17 protein-coding genes are annotated in these 20,694 nt (G+C 72.1%); 7 read left to right on the top strand and 10 right to left on the bottom strand.

Features of this window, described 5'->3' with window-relative positions; all coding sequences use genetic code 11:
* The first annotated feature begins 307 nt into the window (after window positions 1–307).
* Entirely contained in the window at window positions 308–1,891 is a 1,584-nt protein-coding gene (locus ACZ4M3_RS15195) for a Na+/H+ antiporter (protein WP_467732642.1), read from the top strand.
* Between the two features lie 14 nt (window positions 1,892–1,905).
* On the opposite strand, the gene ACZ4M3_RS15200 is transcribed toward ACZ4M3_RS15195, so the two are convergent.
* Window positions 1,906–2,946 carry a mechanosensitive ion channel family protein gene (locus ACZ4M3_RS15200; RefSeq protein ID WP_467733109.1) on the bottom strand — a complete coding sequence of 347 codons (1,041 nt, stop codon included), beginning with the start codon at window positions 2,944–2,946 and terminating at the stop codon, window positions 1,906–1,908.
* A gap of 55 nt (window positions 2,947–3,001) precedes the next feature.
* Here ACZ4M3_RS15200 and ACZ4M3_RS15205 point away from each other — a divergent pair, with 55 nt between their 5' ends.
* Window positions 3,002–3,571: a dienelactone hydrolase family protein gene (locus tag ACZ4M3_RS15205; RefSeq protein WP_467732644.1), complete on the top strand. Its 570-nt coding sequence runs from the start codon at window positions 3,002–3,004 to the stop codon at window positions 3,569–3,571.
* Window positions 3,572–3,688: 117 nt separating this feature from the next.
* Here ACZ4M3_RS15205 and ACZ4M3_RS15210 read toward each other — a convergent pair whose 3' ends face one another.
* The 5 genes from ACZ4M3_RS15210 to ACZ4M3_RS15230 all read right to left on the bottom strand — a co-directional run bounded on the left by ACZ4M3_RS15210 (window position 3,689) and on the right by ACZ4M3_RS15230 (window position 9,554).
* Window positions 3,689–4,633, bottom strand: coding sequence for a zinc metalloprotease (locus ACZ4M3_RS15210; RefSeq protein WP_467733111.1), 945 nt, complete (start codon window positions 4,631–4,633; stop codon window positions 3,689–3,691).
* A 223-nt stretch (window positions 4,634–4,856) separates the two neighbouring features.
* A complete protein-coding gene (locus ACZ4M3_RS15215) occupies window positions 4,857–6,515 on the bottom strand; it encodes an alkaline phosphatase D family protein (protein ID WP_467732646.1) in 1,659 nt (552 codons plus the stop codon).
* Window positions 6,516–6,628: 113 nt separating this feature from the next.
* On the bottom strand, window positions 6,629–7,423 hold the full coding sequence (locus ACZ4M3_RS15220) for a DsbA family protein (RefSeq protein WP_467732648.1): 795 nt from the start codon (window positions 7,421–7,423) through the stop codon (window positions 6,629–6,631).
* Window positions 7,424–7,476: 53 nt separating this feature from the next.
* Window positions 7,477–8,169, bottom strand: a complete 693-nt coding sequence (locus ACZ4M3_RS15225; RefSeq protein WP_467732650.1) for a hypothetical protein — start codon at window positions 8,167–8,169, stop codon at window positions 7,477–7,479.
* Window positions 8,170–8,228: 59 nt separating this feature from the next.
* Window positions 8,229–9,554, bottom strand: coding sequence for a DUF2252 domain-containing protein (locus ACZ4M3_RS15230; RefSeq protein WP_467732652.1), 1,326 nt, complete (start codon window positions 9,552–9,554; stop codon window positions 8,229–8,231).
* Between the two features lie 159 nt (window positions 9,555–9,713).
* On the opposite strand from ACZ4M3_RS15230, the gene dnaE reads away from it, so the two are divergent.
* Window positions 9,714–13,256, top strand: a complete 3,543-nt coding sequence (gene dnaE / locus ACZ4M3_RS15235; protein ID WP_467732654.1) for a DNA polymerase III subunit alpha — start codon at window positions 9,714–9,716, stop codon at window positions 13,254–13,256.
* Between the two features lie 73 nt (window positions 13,257–13,329).
* Here dnaE and ACZ4M3_RS15240 read toward each other — a convergent pair whose 3' ends face one another.
* Window positions 13,330–13,494, bottom strand: a complete 165-nt coding sequence (locus ACZ4M3_RS15240) for a hypothetical protein (protein ID WP_467732656.1) — start codon at window positions 13,492–13,494, stop codon at window positions 13,330–13,332.
* Window positions 13,495–13,713: 219 nt separating this feature from the next.
* Here ACZ4M3_RS15240 and ACZ4M3_RS15245 point away from each other — a divergent pair, with 219 nt between their 5' ends.
* The 4 genes from ACZ4M3_RS15245 (at window position 13,714) to ACZ4M3_RS15260 (ending at window position 17,557) form a co-directional block, all read left to right on the top strand.
* Window positions 13,714–15,012: an NYN domain-containing protein gene (locus ACZ4M3_RS15245; RefSeq protein ID WP_467732658.1), complete on the top strand. Its 1,299-nt coding sequence runs from the start codon at window positions 13,714–13,716 to the stop codon at window positions 15,010–15,012.
* A 73-nt stretch (window positions 15,013–15,085) separates the two neighbouring features.
* Entirely contained in the window at window positions 15,086–16,087 is a 1,002-nt protein-coding gene (locus ACZ4M3_RS15250) for an ABC transporter ATP-binding protein (RefSeq protein ID WP_467733113.1), read from the top strand.
* Window positions 16,081–16,896 (top strand): ABC transporter permease, encoded by an 816-nt coding sequence (locus ACZ4M3_RS15255; RefSeq protein WP_467733115.1) that lies wholly within the window; start codon window positions 16,081–16,083, stop codon window positions 16,894–16,896. Before ACZ4M3_RS15250 ends, ACZ4M3_RS15255 begins: the two co-directional genes overlap by 7 nt.
* A 34-nt stretch (window positions 16,897–16,930) precedes the next feature.
* Window positions 16,931–17,557, top strand: coding sequence for a DUF2567 domain-containing protein (locus ACZ4M3_RS15260; protein ID WP_467732660.1), 627 nt, complete (start codon window positions 16,931–16,933; stop codon window positions 17,555–17,557).
* A 180-nt stretch (window positions 17,558–17,737) separates the two neighbouring features.
* Here the strand turns inward: ACZ4M3_RS15260 and ybaK are convergent, their stop codons facing one another.
* Genes ybaK through ACZ4M3_RS15275 form a run of 3 tightly spaced genes read right to left on the bottom strand, consistent with a single transcriptional unit; the run spans window position 17,738 to window position 20,608 of the window.
* Complete coding sequence (gene ybaK, locus ACZ4M3_RS15265) at window positions 17,738–18,235, bottom strand: Cys-tRNA(Pro) deacylase (protein ID WP_467732662.1); 498 nt, start codon at window positions 18,233–18,235, stop codon at window positions 17,738–17,740.
* Window positions 18,235–18,975, bottom strand: coding sequence for an LON peptidase substrate-binding domain-containing protein (locus tag ACZ4M3_RS15270; protein WP_467732664.1), 741 nt, complete (start codon window positions 18,973–18,975; stop codon window positions 18,235–18,237). Before ACZ4M3_RS15270 ends, ybaK begins: the two co-directional genes overlap by 1 nt.
* Window positions 18,976–19,009: 34 nt before the next feature.
* The gene (locus ACZ4M3_RS15275; RefSeq protein WP_467732666.1) at window positions 19,010–20,608 is read right to left on the bottom strand and encodes an oxidoreductase; all 1,599 of its coding nucleotides are present in this window, start codon (window positions 20,606–20,608) and stop codon (window positions 19,010–19,012) included.
* Window positions 20,609–20,694: the final 86 nt, after the last annotated feature.

A 20,694-nucleotide genomic window follows, 5' to 3' on the forward strand; every position in this document is an offset into this window, starting at 1 on the left:
TTGGGGGTTGGCTGCGGCCTTCGTGGTGAGGCTGGGAGGTAGGCCTACTGCTCCCGAGGCGCCCGTCGGCGGCAGCGCGCTGGCGCCCGGCCCCCCCCCCCCCGGAACCCGGCTCCGCCGGGCACCGGGCTCTGCCCGGACCCGCGCCTCAAACGCCGGCGAGGCTGAATGGGCCGGCGAGGCTGATTTGGCCGGTGGGGCCGATTGGGCGCGGGAGGGCCGTGGGGTGGGCTGTGGCCGTCCGACACGGGCGCGGCGGGAGCCCCGGCCCCGCGAGCGAGCGGCAGCGTAATGGCAGGGTGGGGGAGTGGATCAGCTCGCTCTGCTTTTCGTACTGCTGCTCGGCGCCGTGGTCACCGTGCCGCTCGGGGACCGGCTGAAGCTGCCCGCGCCCGTGCTGATGACCATCGGCGGGGTGGTGCTGGCGCTCGTACCGGTCGTGCCGAACGTCGACATCCCGCCCGAGTACATCCTGCCGCTGGTGCTGCCGCCGCTGCTGTACGCCTCCGCGCAGCGCACCTCCTGGCGCCAGTTCGCCGCCAACGTCCGGCCGATCCTGCTGCTGGCCGTGGCCCTGGTCTTCGTGACCACGGCGGCCGTCGCCGCCGTGGCGAACGCCGTGGTGCCCGGGCTGCCGGTCTCCGCCGCCGTCGCGCTCGGCGCGCTCGTGGCCCCGCCCGACCCGGTCGCGGCCACTGCCGTCGCCGGACAGCTGGGGCTGCCGCGCCGGCTGGTGTCGATCCTGGAGGGCGAGGGCCTGTTCAACGACGTCACCGCGATCGTGCTCTACCACGTGGCCATCGGCGCCGCCGTCAGCGGCAGCTTCTCCTGGCCGGACGCGCTCGGCGAGTTCGTGCTGTCCGCCGTGGTCGCCCTGGCCGTGGGCCTGGCCCTGGGATGGCTCACGAACCGGCTCATGGGGCGGCTCGGCGACGCCACGCTGCAGATCGGGCTGACGCTGCTGGTGCCGTTCGTCGCGTACGTGGTGGCGGAGGAGCTCCGGGGCTCGGGCGTGCTGGCCGTGCTGACGACCGCCCTGTTCCTCGCCGAGTACGCGACCGACGCCGACGACGTGCTGGGGCGGCTGGCCGGCCACACCTTCTGGGAGATCGTCGACACGCTGGTCACCGGGGTCGCCTTCGGGCTGATCGGGCTGGAGCTGCACCACGTCTTCGGCACCGCGCGCGGTGCCGAAGAGCAGATGGCGGGCTGGGCGGCGGCCGTGGTGGCGGTGGTCGTCGGCGTGCGGCTGCTGTGGCTGCTGCCGGCGGGCTGGCTGGCGAAGCGGCTGCACAAGCGGCGCGACTACGCCGAGGAGATCCCGGTGAGCTGGCGGGAGAGCACGGTCATGTGGTGGGCCGGGATGCGGGGCGTGGCCTCGGTGGCGCTGGCGCTGGCCATCCCGTTGAAGACCGATGCCGGGCAGCCGTTCCCGGCCCGGGACCAGATCATCTTCATCGCCTTCGCCGTGATCATGGTGACGCTGCTCTGCCAGGGGCTGACCCTGCCCTGGCTCGTGCGCCGGCTGGGCGTCGAGGCCGATGAGGACGCGGAGCGGGAGACTGAGCGGCGGCTCGCCGTCCGCGCCGCCAAGGTGCGGCTGCAGGAGATCGAGCGGGACGAGGACCTTCCCGACGACCTGCTGGAGGTGCTGTACCGCAGGGCGTACGACGTGGGGGCCAGGATCAGCCCCGACATGGTCGACGAGGAACGGCGCGAGGCGTACGCGAAGCGGGTGGAGCGGATCCGGGACGTCCAGCGGATCCAGCGGGAGATGATGTCGGCGGCCCGGCACGAGGTGCTGTCCGCACGCAGCGAACCCGGCGCCGATCCGGAGATCGTCGACCGGGTCCTGCGCCACCTGGACGTGCGGAGCCTGCGCAATCCCTGAGCTCGCGCAACCCCCTAGTAGGGCCGGCGGACCGCGTCGGCGGTCGCCACGCGGGGGAGGGCGTAGGGGTGCTCGTCCACCAGCCAGCCGAGCAGGCGCTCGCGGACCGCGCAGCGGACGGTCCACAGGTCGTCGGCGTCCTTCGCCGTGACCATCGCCCGGACCTCGATGGTGTGGGGTGTGGTGTCCGTCACCACCAGGCCGCTCGCCCGGCCGTCCCACTCCGGGGTCTCCTTGAGGATGTACATGAGCTGTTCGCGCATCAGGTCGATCGGCGCCGAGTGGTCCAGGTGCAGGAAGACCGTGCCCGTCATCTGGGCGCCGCCGCGCGACCAGTTCTCGTACGGCTTGCCGGTGAAGTACGAGACCGGCATCGTGATGCGGCGTTCGTCCCAGGTGCGGACCACCAGGAACGTCAGGGTGATCTCCTCGACCGTGCCCCACTCCTTGTCCACCACCACCGTGTCCCCTATCCGGACGGTGTCGCCGAAGGCGATCTGCAGGCCGGCGAAGAGGTTGCCCAGCGAGGACTGCGCGGCGATGCCGGCCACGATGCCCAGCACACCGGCCGAGGCCAGCATCGAGGCGCCGACCGTACGCATCGCGGGGAAGGTCAGCAGCATGGCCGCGATCGCGACGACCGAGACCACCGCCGTCACCGCCCGCTGGATCAGCACCACCTGGGTGCGCACCCGCCGGACCCGGGCGGCGTCCCGGGAGCCGGAGGCGTAGCGCGCGTAGCCGGAATCGACGGTCGCGGCGGCGATCCGGACCAGCAGCCAGGCGGTGGAGGCGATGAGGACCAGGGTCAGGGTCCGGCCGACGCCGTCCGCGTGCTGCGGGAGGATCCGCGAGGAGCGGTAGGAGCCTCTGAGCAGCGCGGTGCACAGCACGATCTGGAACGGCACCCGGCAGCGGCGCAGCATGCCCCACAGGGGCGTCTCGTGGTGCCGGGCATCGGCGCGGCGCAGCAGCAGGTCGAGCACCCAGCCGGCGAGCAGGGTGACGGCCAGCGAGCCGCCGATGACCGCGGCGGGGCGAAGGACGCTCTCCATCTCCATGCGGGCAACCTAACCCGATCGCGCTTTCGGAAACTGGCACGATGGGGGAATGAACATCCTGCTCTTCCATTCGACCTACGGGCTGCGGCCCGCGGTGCACGCGGCGGCCGACCGGCTGCGCGCGGCGGGACACACGGTCCAGGTGCCCGACCTCTTCGCGGGGCGGACGTTCGGCACGGTCGAGGAGGGCATGGCCCACCAGGACGAGATCGGCCGCGACGAGCTGCTCAAGCGGGCCGTACTGGCCGCCGCCCCCTACTCCGACCAGGGCCTGGTCTACGCCGGCTTCTCGTTCGGCGCCTCCATGGCCCAGCACCTGGCCCTGCACGACGAGAAGGCGCGCGGGCTGCTGCTCCTGCACGGCACCTCGGACCTGGAGGACAGTGCCTCGGCCGACGGGCTGCCGGTGCAGCTGCACGTGGCGGACCCGGACCCGTTCGAGCCGCACGACTGGCTGACGGCCTGGTACCTGCGGATGCGGCGGGCCGGGGCGGACGTGGAGGTGCACAGCTACCAGGGCGCCGGGCACCTGTTCACCGATCCGGAACTGGACGACTACGACGCGCAGGCCGCCGAGCAGACCTGGAAGGTCGCGCTGGCGTTCCTCGACGGCCTGTAGGGGCGCGCGGCACACGGGCAGGGGCCCGGTCCGGCTTCCGCCGGGCCGGGCCCCTGTTCACGTGGTCGCCGTCCGCCGCCGCCGCGGCGGGCGCCGGTCAGGCACCGTAGGTGCTGATCAGGCGCGGTAGGCGGTCCACATGCTCTTCATGCGCGCCACCTGGCCGGCCGTGAACTGGTACATGCAGGAGTCGTACGTGTAGTCCATGAAGTTGTGGATCGGGTCGACACCGGTCTTGTTGGCGCAGCTGTCACGGCCCGTCGGGCACTCGAACGCGGCGCTCTGCTCGGCCGGGGTGTCGGAGACGGAGTCACCGCTGCCCGAGCAGCCGCCCTGGAAGGTGTGGTAGAGGCCCATCCAGTGGCCGACCTCGTGGGTCGCGGTGTCGCCCTCGTTGTAGTTGGTGGCGGAGCCGCCCGGCAGCGAGGTGTTGAGGATGACCACGCCGTCCATCGTCGGCTGCGAGGCGTAGGAGCTGGGGAAGGTGGCCCAGCCGAGCAGCCCGCCGCCGAGGTTGGCGGTGTAGAGGTTCAGCGCGTTCTTGCCGCCCTTGCGCAGGGCGGTCTTCATGTCCTTCTCGGCCTGGGTGCCGTCGGAGACGTTGTACCAGGCGGCGTTGTCCGTGTAGTCCGTGCCGGCCAGGCTGAACTGGTAGCCGGAGTCCACGTTGCCGGTGCCCTTGCCGCTGTAGGCCGCGTTCAGCACCGAGAGCTGGTTGTTGATGTCGGTGGCCGTCAGCTTGCCGGCGGTGCCGGAGGTGATGACGTGCACGTACACCGGGATGGTGGTCGCGGCGGTGGCGCCCGCGCGCAGGCCGTCCAGCTGCTGGGGGGACGCCTGGGACAGCTTCTTCTTGAGGTCGGCGTCCATGGCCTTGACCTGGGCGTCCGAGATCTCGTTGGGGTCGGCCGCGTGGTGGTCCTTGGGGCGGGCGACGCGGGCGTTGGCCGACGCCTCGGCGGACTGGCCGGTACAGGCCTCGGCGGACTTGGCGGCGGCGACGGTCGTGGGAGCCGTCAGCGGGGCGAAGGCCAGGGTGCCGGCCAGGACGGCCGTACCCATGAGGCGGCGGCGGAGCAGGGGGGATATGCGGGCGTTGGCGCGCACGTTGACTCCTCGCGAAGCGTGGTGGGGGGTGAGGGACGTCCTCACGCTGACGCGCAGCTTACGTGTGCATGTCATCAGAATGGCAAGATCTCGTAGGTTAAAGATTTGTTGCCGGACAGGCCGAAAGGGCGCCTGGTATGAACCAGGCGCCCTCTCGGACCGCAAATTTGACGCTACGTCAGCGAACCGGACGGTCGGCCCGTTCCACCTTCTGCGTCCCGCTCAGCGTGCGGTACGAGCGCTCCCACGCCGACGTGGCGTCCGGGCGGCGCTTGTCGGAAACGATGTAGTAGTCCATCTGCGAGCGCTCGGCCGTCACGTCCAGGACGCCGTACCCGTGCGCGTCCATGTCCAGCCACTTGACGTGCCAGTTCGCCGCCTTGATGGCCGCTTCGGCGACCAGCGAGGCGGTGTCGGCCGGCACGTGCAGCAGGTCGTCGATGTTGTCGGAAGTCACCGAGGTGACCACGAACTCGGTCGCCGCCGAGCCCGAGGCCGGATACGTCGCCTTGTTCACCGGGACGTCGTTGGCCCACGCCATGTGGATGTCGCCGGTCAGGAACACGGTGTTCTTGATGCCCTGGTCCTTCAAGTGGCCCAGGAGTTCCCTGCGATCGTCGGTGTAGCCGTCCCACTGATCCACATTGACCGCCATGCCGCCTTCGGGCAGCCCGAGCAGCTTGGTGAGCGGCTGTAGCAGGTGGGCGGGCAGCGAACCGAAGGCCACCGGCGAGATCATCACCGAGGTGCCGACCAGCTGCCAGGTCGCGCGCGAGGCCGAGAGCCCCGACTTGAGCCAGTCCAGCTGGGCGCGCCCGGTGATGGTGCGCTCCGGGTCGTCCACCGCGCCGCTGCCGACGGTGGCCTGCTGCGAGCGGAAGGTCCGCAGGTCCAGCAGGTGCAGATCCGCGAGGGTGCCGAAACGCAGCCGCCGGTAGACGGTGCCGGCGATGGAGGGGCGGACGGGCATCCACTCGAAGTAGGCCTGCTTGGCGGCGGCCGCGCGGGCCGCCCAGTCGCCTTCGGCGCCCGGGGTGTGGTTCTGCGCCCCGCCCGACCAGGAGTCGTTGGCGAACTCGTGGTCGTCCCAGATGGCGATGACCGCGTGCGCGGCGTGCAGCGCCTGGAGATCGGCGTCCGTCTTGTACTTGCCGTGCCGGGTGCGGTAGTCGGCCAGCGAGAGGATCTCGTGCTTCGGCTCGTGCTGGCGCACGACGTAGTTGGCCTCCGGGTAACCCCCGGTCTGGTACTCGTAGATGTAGTCGCCGAGGTGCAGGACCGCGTCCACGTCGGCCCGGGCGGCCAGGTGGCGGTAGGCGGAGAAGTAGCCGGACTCCCAGTTGGCGCAGGAGACCACCCCGAAGCGCACGCCCGCCGTGCTCGTGTCGGCGGCCGGGGCGGTCAGGGTGCGGCCCGCGGGGGAGACGGTGGCACCGGCGGTGAACCGGTACCAGTACACGGTCTTGGGCCGCAGGCCGCGCACGTCCGCCTTCACGGTGTGGTCGGCGGCGGCGGTCGCGGTGACGGACCCGCTCGCGACGACCCGGGAGAAGGACTTGTCCTCCGCGACCTCCCAGCCGACCTTGGTGTCCGGGCCGGCGCCGGAGCCGGGCACGGCGTCGGCGGTCGGGGTGACACGGGTCCACAGCAGGATCCCGTCGGGCAGCGGGTCGCCCGAGGCGACGCCGTGCAGGAAGGCGGGGGCGGACTCCGCCGCGTGGGCGGCGGTGGCGCCCAGGGTCGCGATCGGCGCGAGCGCGGCCGTGGCGGCGGCGGCCAGAACGACCGTACGGCGGCGGGGGTTTGCCGAGGCGGCAGAAGAGAGATGACTGGTCACGGCCGATCATATTACTGACCGGTATAGCTCCGGAATACCCTCGGTAAGGCAACGGGCGGGCGAACTCTGGGAGTTCGCCCGCCCCTGGTCAGCCGGTGGTCAGCCCGCGGAAATCAGCCCGCCAGGGCCTTGTCGAGCGCCGCCGTGTACGCCTCGGGCGTCGACGGGGTGTCGATCTTCTTGCCGTCCATCTTGAGCGTCGGGGTACCCGTCACCCCGGACTTGTTGAAGGCCTTGGCCATGTCCATCGCCCACCGGTCGTAGGTGCCGTCCTCGACGGCCTTCTTGAACTCGGCGTTGCCCTTGAGCGCCGGAACCGTGTCCGCGACCTTGATCAGGTAGTCGTCCTTGGCGAAGCTGTCGACCGTCTCGTCCGGGTGCAGTTCCTTGGAGTACAGCGCGGCCTTGTAGTCGAGGAAGGCCTCCGGGCTGACGTTCAGCGCCGCGCCCAGCGCGCTCAGCGCGTTCTTCGAGCCCTCGCCCTTGGCGCCGTTGTCGATGAAGGTGGCGCCGTAGTAGTGGAGCTTGTACTTGCCCGCGTCGACGTCCTTGCGCACCTGCGCGCCGACCGACTGCTCGAAGGCCGCGCACGCCGGGCAGCGCGGGTCCTCGTAGAGCTCCAGGGTCTTCTTCGCGTCCGCCTTGCCGATGACGACCGTCAGGCCGTCGTCACCCGTGGTGTTCTTCGGCTTGACCAGCTCCGCCGTGGCGGCCTTCTCCCAGTGGGAGGGCTTGGTGTTCTGCACGACCAGGTAGCCGACGCCGCCCGCGACCGCGAGGGCCGCGACGACGGCGCCCGCCACGAACAGCTGGCGGCGCGCCTTGGCCTTCCTGGCGTGCTTCTCCCGTTCGATGCGCAGCCGCTCGCGGGCTGCCGCCTTGTTCGCGTGGCTGTTGCGTGCACTCATGTCCGTCTCCGTGGTTCTGCCGTGATGCGAAGGATGGGGGTCTGCCGTACCGCTCAGGCGCTCGCGAGCGCCCAGCGCCGTACGGGAGGTCCCCTCCGTCCCACGGAATGCGCCGGGAACCGGGTCCGGGCCCCGGCGCGCCCCGGCGCCGGCCGTACCGCCGCCCGGACCGGGCCCGCGGCCGCCACCACCGCGGCCACCGCCAGCAGCAGCGGCCGGAAGGCGAGGACGCCGACCGCCCGCAGCAGCCGGCCCAGCGCCCGCTCCCCGTACCGCAGCCAGGCCGCGGCCAGCAGGGCCGCCGACACGTGCGCGCCCAGCAGCAGCCAGGGCGTCCACGGCCCGGGCGAGGCCAGGAGCGCCACCGGGTCGGCGGCGCGTCCCGCCACCCCGGTCAGCGGGCCGCCCACCGGGGCGCCGCCGCAGAGCCCGTCCAGGCCCAGCGCGTGCAGCGGACCGGCCACCGGACCGCCCGCCGGGCCGTAGCAGAAGTGCTGTCCGGCGGTGAAGACGGTGTCGGCGGCCAGCTCCAGCGGCACCAGCAGCGCGGCGATCGGACCGAAGCCCCGCTCCCGGCCGGCCAGTGCGAAGGCGAGTGCGAACACGGCGGCGAAGGCCCCGGCCACCAGCGCGGGCGGCAGCGGCGCCCGGGACAGCAGGACGTGCGAGCCCGTCGAGAGCAGCACGACGAGCGCGCTGAACAGCGCGGCCCGCAGCCCCCGAAGCCCTGCACCGGATATGTCCATCCCGGCGAGTCTGCCACGACTCCCTGTGAATCAGGGCCCGGGGGCCGCACCGGCCCCGACTACGGGGTGAGACGGCCGTTGCGGAACAGGTCCACGAAGATCTGGTGGTCCGCGCGCGCCCGGGCCCCGTAGGCGTGGGCGAAGTCCACGAGCAGCTCGCCGAAGCCCTCCTCGTCGGCGGCGATCGCCGCGTCGATCGCCCGCTCGGTGGAGAAGGGGACCAGGGAGTGGCCGCTCTCCGCCTCGTCCGCGGACGCGTGCATGGTCGCCGTCGCCCGGCCGAGGTCCGCGACCACGGCCGCGATCTCCTCCGGGTCGTCCAGGTCGGTCCAGTCCAGGTCGACCGCGTACGGGGAGACCTCCGCCACCAGCTGGCCGGCCCCGTCCAGCTCGGTCCAGCCCAGCCAGGGGTCGGCATGCGCCTGCAGGGCCCGCTGGGAGATCACCGTGCGGTGCCCCTCGTGCAGGAAGTACTCCCGCACCGCCCGCTCGGTGATGTGCCGGGACACCGCCGGGGTCTGCGCCTGCTTGAGGTAGATCACGACGTCGTTCTCCAGGGCGTCGCTGTGCCCCTCCAGCAGGATGTTGTACGAAGGCAGCCCGGCCGAGCCGATGCCCACGCCGCGCCGCCCCACCACGTCCTTGACCCGGTAGGAGTCCGGCCGCACCAGGGACTCCTCCGGCAGCGTCTCCAGGTACCCGTCGAAGGCGGCCAGCACCTTGTAGCGGGTGGCCGCGTCCAGCTCCAGCGTGCCGGGACCGGAGGCGAAGCGGCGCTCGTAGTCCCTGATCTCGGTCATCGACGCCAGCAGCTCGAACCGGGTCCGCGACCGGGCCGCGCGCAGCGCCCCCAGCAGCGGGCCCTCGGCGGTGTCCAGGGTGAAGGAGGGGACCTCCTCGTGCTTGGCGCCGGTCGCCAGCCGGTGGATCCGCTCCCGGTAGGCGGCCGCGTAGGTCCGCACCAGGTCGCTGATCTGCCCGTCGCTGAGCGCCTTGGTGTAGCCGAGCAGGGCGACGGAGGCCGCGAACCGCTTGAGGTCCCAGGTGAAGGGGCCGACGTACGCCTCGTCGAAGTCGTTGATGTTGAAGATCAGCCGGCCGTTGGAGTCCATGTACGTGCCGAAGTTCTCGGCGTGCAGATCACCGTGGATCCACACCCGGCCCGTCCGCTCGTCCAGGTACGGACCGCCGTGCCGGTCCCGCTCCAGGTCGGCGTAGAACAGGCAGGCCGTGCCGCGGTAGAAGGCGAAGGCGGAGGCCGCCATCTTCCGGAATTTGACCTGGAAGGCAGCGGGGTCGGCGGCGAGCAGCTCACCGAAAGCGGTGTCGAACACGTCGAGTATCTGCTCGGCGCGCTGCTCGTTCGTCGTCTCGGGGACCGCCATGGCGGGTTCCTCCTGGTGGCGCGTGTGCCAATCGGTTTTCGGACAGGTGCTCCTGGCCGGTGCAACGCATGACCGTACCGGTGAGTGCCCCGGATGTGTCACCGGCCCGACGTAGGATTCGAAGTCGCCCCCCACTCCCGTCGCCGGAGGACCCCCACCGTGACCAAGCCGCCGTTCACGCACCTGCACGTCCACACCCAGTACTCGCTGCTGGACGGTGCCGCGCGGCTGAAGGACATGTTCAACGCGTGCAACGAGATGGGCATGACGCACATCGCGATGTCCGACCACGGCAACCTGCACGGCGCCTACGACTTCTTCCACTCCGCGCAGAAGGCCGGCGTCACGCCGATCATCGGCATCGAGGCGTACGTCGCCCCCGAGTCCCGGCGCAACAAGCGCCGCATCCAGTGGGGCCAGCCGCACCAGAAGCGCGACGACGTCTCCGGCTCCGGCGGCTACACCCACAAGACGATCTGGGCGGCGAACGCCACCGGTCTGCACAACCTCTTCCGGCTGTCCTCCGACGCGTACGCCGAGGGCTGGCTCACGAAGTGGCCGCGCATGGACAAGGAGACCATCGCCAAGTGGTCCGAGGGGCTGATCGCCTCCACCGGCTGCCCCTCCGGCGAACTCCAGACCCGGCTGCGCCTCGGCCAGTTCGACGAGGCCCTCAAGGCCGCCTCCGAGTACCAGGACATCTTCGGCAAGGAGCGGTACTTCCTGGAGCTGATGGACCACGGCATCGAGATCGAGCGCCGGGTCCGCGACGGGCTGCTGGAGATCGGCAAGAAGCTCGGCATCCCGCCGCTGGTCACGAACGACTCGCACTACACGTACGCGCACGAGGCCACCGCCCACGACGCCCTGCTGTGCATCCAGACCGGCAAGAACCTCTCCGACCCGGACCGCTTCCGCTTCGACGGCACCGGCTACTACCTGAAGTCCACGGACGAGATGTACGCCATCGACTCCTCGGACGCCTGGCAGGAGGGCTGCGCCAACACCCGGCTGGTCGCCGAGCAGATCGACACCGAAGGCATGTTCCAGTTCCGGAACCTGATGCCGAAGTTCGACATCCCCGAGGGCTACACCGAGGTCACCTGGTTCCGCGAGGAGACCATGCGCGGCATGCACCGCCGCTACCCGGGAGGCATCCCTGAGGACCGGATGAAGCAGGCCGAGTACGAGATGGACACGATCATCTCGATGGGCTTCCCGGGCTACTTCCTCGTCGTCGCCGACTTCATCATGTGGGCCAAGAACCAGGGCATCGCGGTGGGCCCGGGCCGAGGCTCCGCGGCCGGCTCGATCGTCGCGTACGCCATGGGCATCACCGACCTCGACCCGCTCACCCACGGCCTGATCTTCGAGCGCTTCCTGAACCCCGAGCGCGTCTCCATGCCCGACGTCGACATCGACTTCGACGAGCGCAGGCGCGTCGAGGTGATCCGGTACGTGACCGAGAAGTACGGCGCCGACAAGGTCGCCATGATCGGCACCTACGGCACCATCAAGGCCAAGAACGCGATCAAGGACTCGGCGCGCGTCCTGGGCTACCCGTACGCGATGGGCGACCGGCTCACCAAGGCCATGCCCGCCGATGTCCTGGGCAAGGGCATCCCGCTCTCCGGCATCCTCGACCCGAAGCACCCGCGCTACGGCGAGGCCGGCGAGATCCGCGGGATGTACGAGAACGAACCCGACGTGAAGAAGGTCATCGACACCGCCATGGGCGTCGAGGGCCTGGTCCGCCAGATGGGCGTGCACGCCGCCGGCGTGATCATGTCCAGCGAGACGATCACCGACCACGTACCCGTCTGGGTGCGGCACACCGACGGCGTCACCATCACCCAGTGGGACTACCCGAGCTGCGAGTCGCTCGGCCTGCTCAAGATGGACTTCCTGGGCCTGCGCAACCTCACGATCATGGACGACGCCGTCAAGATGGTGAAGGCCAACAAGGGGATCGACATCGATCTCCTGGCCCTGCCGCTCGACGACCCCAAGACCTTCGAGCTGCTCGGCCGCGGTGACACCCTCGGTGTCTTCCAGTTCGACGGCGGGCCCATGCGCTCCCTGCTGCGCCTGATGAAGCCCGACAACTTCGAAGACATCTCCGCCGTGTCCGCCCTGTACCGGCCGGGCCCGATGGGCATGAACTCGCACACCAACTACGCCCTGCGCAAGAACAAGCAGCAGGAGATCACCCCGATCCACCCCGAGCTGGAAGAGCCGCTCGAAGAGGTGCTCGCGGTCACCTACGGCCTGATCGTCTACCAGGAGCAGGTCCAGAAGGCCGCCCAGATCATCGCCGGGTACTCGCTCGGCGAGGCCGACATCCTGCGCCGCGTGATGGGCAAGAAGAAGCCCGAGGAGCTGGCGAAGAACTTCACCATCTTCCAGGCCGGCGCCCGCAAGAACGGCTACAGCGACCAGGCGATCCAGGCCCTGTGGGACGTGCTGGTCCCCTTCGCCGGCTACGCCTTCAACAAGGCGCACTCCGCCGCCTACGGCCTGGTCTCCTACTGGACCGCCTACCTCAAGGCGAACTTCCCGGCCGAGTACATGGCGGGGCTCCTCACCTCGGTCAAGGACGACAAGGACAAGTCCGCGATCTACCTGAACGAGTGCCGCCGCATGGGCATCAAGGTGCTCCCGCCGAACGTCAACGAGTCGGAGCCGAACTTCGCCGCCCAGGGCGACGACGTGATCCTCTTCGGCCTCACCGCCGTCCGCAACGTCGGCCAGAACGTCGTGGACTCGATCATCAAGACCAGGAAGGCCAAGGGGAAGTTCTCCTCCTTCCCCGACTTCCTGGACAAGGTCGAGGCCGTCGTCTGCAACAAGCGCACCGTCGAGTCGCTGATCAAGGCCGGCGCCTTCGACGAGATGGGCCACACCCGCAAGGGCCTGGTCGCCCACCACGAATCGATGATCGACAACGTGGTCGCGGTCAAGCGCAAGGAGGCCGAGGGCCAGTTCGACCTGTTCGGCGGAATGGGCGACGAGAACGCCGGCGACGAACCCGGCTTCGGGCTCGACGTCGAGTTCTCCGACGTGGAGTGGGAGAAGTCCTACCTGCTCGCCCAGGAGCGCGAGATGCTCGGCCTCTACGTCTCCGACCACCCGCTGTTCGGCCTGGAGCACGTCCTGTCCGACAAGACGGACGCCGGTATCTCCCAGCTCACCGGCGGCGAGCACTCGGACGGCGCCGTCGTCACCATCGGCGGCATCATCTCCGGCCTCCAGCGCAAGATGACCAAGCAGGGCAACGCCTGGGCCATCGCCACCGTCGAGGACCTGGCCGGCTCGATCGAGTGCATGTTCTTCCCGGCGACCTACCAGCTCGTCTCCACCCAGCTGGTCGAGGACACGGTCGTCTTCGTCAAGGGCCGCCTCGACAAGCGCGAGGACGTGCCCCGGCTGGTCGCCATGGAGATGATGGTCCCCGACCTGTCCTCCGCCGGAACCAACGCCCCCGTCGTCGTGACCATCCCGACCGTCAAGGTCACCCCGCCGATGGTGACCCGTCTGGGCGAGATCCTGCGCCACCACCGGGGCAACACCGAGGTACGGATCAAGCTCCAGGGGCCGCGCACGACCACCGTCCTGCGCCTGGACAAGCACCGGGTGCACCCCGACCCGGCCCTCTTCGGCGACCTCAAGGTGCTGCTCGGCCCGTCCTGCCTGACCGGGTAGCCCCCGGCCGGCCCGCACGCGCGAGGGCGCGCCCGGAACTCCGGGCGCGCCCTTCCCGCAGGTGCGGGGGCCGTCAGTTGTGGCCGAACTTCTTTTCCTTGCGCTTGCCCGCCATGTGCATCGGGCTCGGGGCCGACGACGGCTCCGGGGACGACTGCACCGAGCTCTTCGCCTGATCCTGGGCCTGCGTGCGGTCCGAGGTCTTGGCGGGCTGCTGGCGGTTCTTGTTCTTGGCCATGGGAAGCCTCCGTGGGGGGTGTAGGGGCCAGGGCCGCCTTCACCCTCACACAGCAGCAGAAACCGCGCATTTTGGATCATTGCCGTCCGTAGTCACGGGCCCCCGCGGGCCCGGAGTGAGATACGCCACGCCGATGATCGAGTTCCGGCCGTCAACACCCTTGCGGTCGGGCAGACTCGGGGAAAACCTATCGAGGACCCCCAGGGAAGAGGGTGGAACGTGGACCGCTGCGTCGTCCTGGTGGACGCCGGCTATCTGCTGGGCGCCGCCGCCAGCCTTCTCGCGGGGGAGCCGTCCCGCTCCCGCATCACCGTCGACCACGCCGCCCTCATCCAGGGCCTGCGCGAACGCGCGGAGGCCGACACCCAGCAGCCGCTGCTGCGGATCTACTGGTTCGACGGGGCCCCCGACCGGGTGCCCCAGCCCGAACACCGGCGGCTGCGCGTCATGCCCCGCGTCACCGTCCGCCTCGGCGCCCTGACCCGCAGCGACGGACGCTGGGCGCAGAAGGGCGTCGACGCCGCCATGCACGCCGAACTCACCGAACTGGCCCGCAACCGGGCCTGCTCGGACGTCGTCCTCGTGACCGGCGACGGCGACCTGCTGCCCGGGCTGATGTCCGCCAAGGAACACGGCGTCGCCGTCCACCTCTGGGCCGTCCAGGCCGCCGACGGGGACTACAACCAGTCCGAGGACCTCGTCGCCGAAGCCGACGAACGCCGCGTCCTGGACCGGGCCTGGATCACCCGCGCCGTCCGCGCCAAGGACTTCAGCGGACTGTGCTCCCCGGCGCCCGCCCCGCGCCCCGAGATCGCCGCCATCCTCTCCGCCCCGCTGCCCGAGGCGGCGCTCGCCGAAGCCGCCCGCAACGGCGCCCCGGCGGACGCCGCCGACACCGCCGAGCGCCCCGTGTCCGTACCGGCGCCCGCCGCCGAGAGCACCGCCGAGGGGGCCAGACCCGTACCCACCCCCAAGGACCTCGCCGCCCTGCGCGCCCCCGGCATCACCGCCGCCCCGCAGAACGCGGCCGGCGCGGCGGCCAGCCCCGCAGGCAGCGCCCTGCGCTGGTCCTCCGACAAGGGCTGGATCGACCGGGCCGGACCGCTCGGCGAACCCGCCGAGACCGCCTCCCTGCCCACCCTCGCCCAGCTCACCAGCGCCGAGCAGCGCTGGGCGGACCGGGAGGAGGACATCACCACCGTCGGCGGCGACCCGTTCGAGGTCGGTCAGGTGTTCGCCCGGCGCTGGATGGAGCGGCTCCCGGAAACCGGCCACCTGCAGAAACTCGCCACCATGTACCCGCGGATCCCGCACCGCATCGACGGGGAGCTGCTGCGCTACGCCGCCCGGTTCGGCCTGCTCGCCCACAAGGACGACCAGATCGACGAGCACGACCGCTACGCCATCCGCGCCGGGTTCTGGCGGGAGATCGACGTCCGGGCCGCCGCCGAGCACGTGGCGGGCCCGGCCGTCACCGTGCCGGGATCGGCGCCGACCCCGGCGGCCGACCAGGGATGAAAGCCGCGTAGGCTGCTCCCTCGTGAGCACGGGCACAGCAAGCGCGAAACAGGACACGGCACCGGCCGCGGCTGTGACCTCCGAGGCGGGTGCCGACGTCGTCTGCGCGGTACGTGACCTGGTCAAGACCTACCCGGCGGTGCGCGGCCGGCGCGGGGCCCCCGCGCTGCCCGAGACCCGCGCCAACGACGGGATCCGCCTGGACGTCCGGCGCGGCGAGGTCTTCGGCCTGCTCGGCCCCAACGGTGCCGGCAAGTCCACCCTCGTACGCCAGCTCACCGGACTGATGCGGCCCGACGCGGGCACCGTCACCCTGCTCGGCCACGACCTCGTACGCCACCCCGAGCGGGCCTCCCGGCTGCTGGCCTACCTGGGGCAGGAATCCACCGCCCTGGACGAGCTCACCGTGGCGCTGGCCGCCGAGACCACCGGCCGGCTGCGCGGACTCGGCGCCCGCGCGGCCCGCGCCGCCCGGGACTCCGTACTGGAGGAACTCGGGCTGACCCCCCTCGCGGGCCGGCCCCTGAAGAAGCTCTCCGGCGGTCAGCGGCGGCTGGCCTGCTTCGCGGCCGCGCTGGTCGGCGAGCGGCCCGTACTGGTCCTCGACGAGCCCACCACCGGCATGGACCCGGTGGCCCGGCGGGCCGTGTGGAACGCCGTCGACCGGCGCCGCGCCCGCCACGGCGCCACCGTGCTGCTCGTCACGCACAACGTCATAGAGGCCGAGACCGTACTGGACCGGGTCGCCGTCATCGACCACGGCAAGGTGATCGCCTGCGACACCCCCGCCGGACTCAAGGCGAAGGTGTCCGGCGAGGTCCGGCTGGAGCTGGTGTGGCGCACCGCCGCGCCGCTGGAGGTGCCGGAGGTCGCGGAGCTGGCCCCGGCCGCCGTCGTCTCCGGGCGGCGCTGGGTACTGCGGCTGACGCCCGACCGGGCGCGCGCCGCCGTGGCCGCGGTGACCGGCGGGCCGGCCTTCGCCGCGCTCGACGACTTCACCCTGGCCACGCCCAGCCTGGAGGACGTCTACCTGGCCCTGGGGGGCCGCGCCTCGAAGGGGCTGGTGAAATCGTGACCACCGCCGTCACCGCGGGGGCACCGGCGACCCCGGCACCGCAGGCACCTGAACCCGGACCGCTGGCCCCGCGGGCCCGGTTCTTCCCGGCGCTCGCCGCCGTGTACCGGGCGCAGCTCTCCCGGGCGCGGGTGGCGCGGATCCCGCTGCTGTTCGTGGCCACCTTCCAGTCGGTCGGGATCATGATCCTGATGCGGGGGGTGGTGGACGGCGGCTCCGAGGCCCGGGCCGTCGTCGCCGGATCGTCCGTACTGGTCGTCGCCTTCGTCGCGCTGAACCTGCTGGCCCAGTACTTCGGCCAGCTGCGGGCCGGCGGGGGGCTCGACCACTACGCCACGCTGCCGGTGCCGCCGGCCTCCGTGGTGCTGGGCGCGGCCGCCGCCTACGCCTCCTTCACGGTGCCGGGAACGCTGGTGACGGCCGGGTTCGGATGCCTGCTGTTCGGGCTGCCGATGGGCGGCCTGTGGATCCTGGGCGCGGTGGTGCCGCTGGCCGGGGCGGCGCTGGCGGGGCTGGGCGCGGCGCTCGGTCTGCTGGCCCCGCGGCAGGAGCTGGCCACGCTGGCCGGGCAGCTCGGCATGTCGGCGGCGCTGCTGCTGGGAGTGCTGCCGCCGGAGCGGATGCCGGACGTGATCGTGTGGACGCGGGACCTGCTGCCGTCCACCTACGGGGTGGAGGCCTTCGCCCGGACGTTCGCCCCCGACCCGGACTGGGCGGCCGTCCTGTTCGACCTCGGCGTGTGCGCGGCGGTGGGCGTGCTGTCCCTGGCCGTCGCCACCTGGGCCTACCGGCGGGCAGCGGTCCGCTGACACCGGCGGCCCGGGGACCTGGCACGATGTGCGGGTGACCGAAGCCGTGACCCCGCCGCCGTCCCCCGCCCCGCTGCCCTTCGGCCAGGGCGCGCCGCCGCCCGGGAAGACCACGCCGGGCGATGTCCGGGACGGGGCCGCCGTCGCCCTGGTGGTGGCGGTGGCCGGAGTGCTGCTCGGGGTGCTGTGGGCGTGGCTCGCGCCGAAGGTCCAGTACGTCTCCACCGGGGAGGCCGTGTTCCTGCGGAACTCCGAGAGCGAGGCGCGGATCGGCGCCGACGGGACGTTCCTGCTGCTCGCGGCCGGCTTCGGGCTGGTGAGCGCGGTCGCGGTCTTCCTGTGGCGGCGCCGGGGCGGGGTCCCGCTGGTGATCGGGCTCGGCGCGGGGTCCGTGTTCGCGTCGTTGGTGGGCTGGCGGCTGGGCCTGCGGCTCGGCCCGTCCGCGAACCTCCCGGCGGCGGCCGCGAAGGCGGGCAAGGGCGTCCCGTTCGACGCCCCGCTCCAGCTGCTGGCGCACGGAACGCTGCTGGCCTGGCCCCTGGTGGCGGTAGCCGCCCACCTGGCCCTGACGGCCGTCTTCACCCGCCCGGAACCGACCTGGCCAGGCGCGGACGGCCAGCCGTCGGCCCCCGTCCACGCCCCGAACCCGTCCCACCCCTGAGCGTCGGGCCCCGGCGGGCCGATCCAGCCCCGCCGACGTTCGAGGCGCGGGGGTACCCCCGGACGGATTCCGGGGGAGGGTACGGGGCGGAACCCCGCGAAGCCCGGCGCAGCCGGGGCCGCACCCCACCCCCGCACCCCACCCCCGCAGCCCGGCACCCGCACGCACGGCCGGCGCAGGCTACCGGGCGATCGGGGCCACCACGGCCGACGTCAACGCGGTCAACGTGGCCGGAGCCAGCTCGACCTCCAGCCCCCGCCGCCCGGCGGACACGCAGATCGTGCGGTGCTCCGCCGCCGACGCGTCCACCACCGTCCGCAGCGCCCGCCGCTGCCCCAGCGGCGAGATGCCGCCCACCACGTACCCCGTCGTCCGCTCCGCCAGCGCCGGGTCCGCCATCGCCGCCCGCTTCGCACCCACCGCCCCCGCCAGCGCCTTGAGGTCGAGCGAGCCCGAGACCGGGACCACCGCCACCGTCAGAACCCCGTCCACGTCCGCGACCAGGGTCTTGAACACCTGCTCCGGGGCGACGCCCATCTTCTGCGCCGCCTCCTCCCCGTACGACGGATGCGCCGGGTCGTGCTCGTAGGCGTGCGTGCTGAACTCGGCGCCGGCCGCCGTCAGCGCGGCGATCGCCGGGGTCGGCGCCCCGGCCGCCCCCGCCTTCTTCCTCGCCATCAGTTCGGGCTCGTCGGCGCGCGCGTCAGGTCCACCGCCGGCAGCGACGGCAGGTGCCGGATCACGGCCGTCTCCGCGCGCAGCAGTTTCAGTTCTTCCGCCAGCCGGGTCGCCGTGTCCGGCGCCTGGAGCAGGCGCTGCTTCGCCGGGATGTCCAGTACGGCCGCCGCGGCGACCAGGTACGAGACCACCGACGGCTCGTCGGGCAGGTCGGGCGGCGCGGCCAGGGACCGCTCGCGCGCTCCCGCCAGCCGCTTCTGGTAGTTGCGGAAGGCCCGCAGCACGCCCTCGGCCAGCTCCCCGGCGCCCTCGCCGGCGTCCTCCGCCAGCTCCTCCAGCTCCGCGACCAGGTAGGGCCCCGAGGCGTCGACCGACAGCAGGCGCACCCGGGCGGTTCCGGTGGCCAGCACCTCGAAGCTGCCGTCCTCCCGCTCCCGGATCGTCGCCGCGTCCGCGATGCAGCCCACCCGGTGGAAGGCCTGGATCGGGTCCGCGCCGAAGCCCGCGGCCGGACCGCGCTCCGGCAGGGTCGTCTGGTCCGGCAGGCCGGGCGCGGTCGGGGCGACCTCCCAGCCGTCCCGGATCGCGACGACCGCGAACCGGCGCGGTTCGTCCTCGTCCGTCTTCAGCAGCTCGCGCATCATGGCGCGATAACGCTCCTCGAAGATGTTCAGCGGCAGCACGAGGCCGGGGAACAGCACCGAGTTCAGCGGGAAGAGGGGCAGGCGAACGGTGGTCACGAGGCACAGGGTAGTGGCCGGGGGCCCGCGGCCGTCACCCCCGCCTCAGCAGCCGGGACGCGCCCGCCGCCACCGTCGTGGCCAGGATCCACCCCAGCACCACCAGAGCCGACGCCCCCCACTGCCAGGCTCCGCCCGGCTTCCACTGGCCCTCCTGCCCCAGATCGATCACCGGCAGCAGCAGGTCGAGGGCGTACAGGGCGGCGCTCCACTGGGGGTGCTCGTCCTCCTTGATCGGCGGCGGCGGGTGCTGCGAGAACAGCAGGGTGCCCGCTGCCCACAGGACCGCCATCCACAGCGCCGCCCGCCCCGGCCGGTACCCGTACACCACCGTCCAGTCCTGGAGGTAGCCCCAGGCCTTCGCCGCGGGCGGCAGGGTCTCGCGCCGCCGCCGCTGCTTGGCCAGCAGCACTTCCCGCGCGTCGGAGTCCTCCCCGCTGGCCCGGAGCACCGCCGCCAGCCGCTCGTACGGCTCCGGCGAGTACTCCACCGTGGCCGACTCCACCCAGGCCAGCCGGCGCGGCAGCGGGAAGTGCCCGCGGGGCGCGAGGATCTCGTACGAGAACCCCTCCATCACCAGTCGGCCCGGGCCCGGCCAGCTGGTGGACAGGTCGACCAGCTTGACCACCTTCGCCCCCGACAGCACGACCCGGCCCTGCTCGGGCTGGCCGCCGACGAAGCGGAGTTCCGGCGTGCTGATCCGCCGCAGCGAGAGCTCCTGGTCCGGCGACAGCTGGAACCGGGCCCCGTAGAAGTCGACCGCGTCACCGAAGCGGCCGTCGTCCAGCCGCATCCCGCCCTGGCACTCGAACGCCTGCGAGGCCTGGCCCGGCGCCGGGGTCTGGCCCACGCCGTACGGGGGCGTGCCGGATCCCGAATCGCCCGGGGAGGAGTACAGCGCGATCGAGGTCAGGTACAGGGTCCGCTCGACCGTCAGCTGCGGTGCGTTCAGCGCCCGGCGGCCGCCCGGATTGCGCAGCCGGGCCCCGCGCAGGTTCATCGACACGCCGACCTTCGCGCCGCGCAGGCTGATCTCCCCGTACGTCTCCAGCATGTCGCCCTGGAAGTCCTGGGCGACGGACATGCCGTCTGCGGTGATCGCCCGGCCCTTGTTGTCGGGCCGCACCACGGCGCGGCTGATCAGCAGGTCGGTGCCGATCTGCGCGTCCGTCAGCCGGATCCCGCGGGCCACCCGGGAACCCAGCAGGTGCAGGTCCCCCTCGGTGTGCAGCCGGGCCGCCTCCACCCGGGGGATCGCGCAGTTCACCAGGCGCAGGGTGCAGGCCCGGGTCTCGGACAGCTGGATCTCGCTGTCGAACCGGCACGACTGGAACTCGACGTACGGCTCGACCCGGCCCCCGGACAGTTCCAGCCGCCCCAGGATCCGTACTCCGCGCAGTTTCAGCGCCACCACCCGGCCCGGCACCGGGGGCGGACCGTGCAGCAGCAGCAACGCCACCACCTCGGCGCGGACGCTGCGCTCCGGTCCCCAGGGCCGCCCGGCGTGCGGGTCGTCGCGCTCCGCGACACGCGCACTGAGATCACAGGTGCGGCCCGTGCGATAGGCCTCCCACATACGCTGCTCGGCGGCGGTCAGATCCACCGGCCCGGTCTCCGCGCGTACCTCGGTCATGGCGGCCCCCCTCCGCGGTCACGTACGCGGCAGTCACATACGTGTAGGGGAACGCTAAGGGCCGCCTGTGACATCCGGGGCGTGTA

This window comes from Streptomyces sp. NPDC026522, from assembly GCF_055567555.1.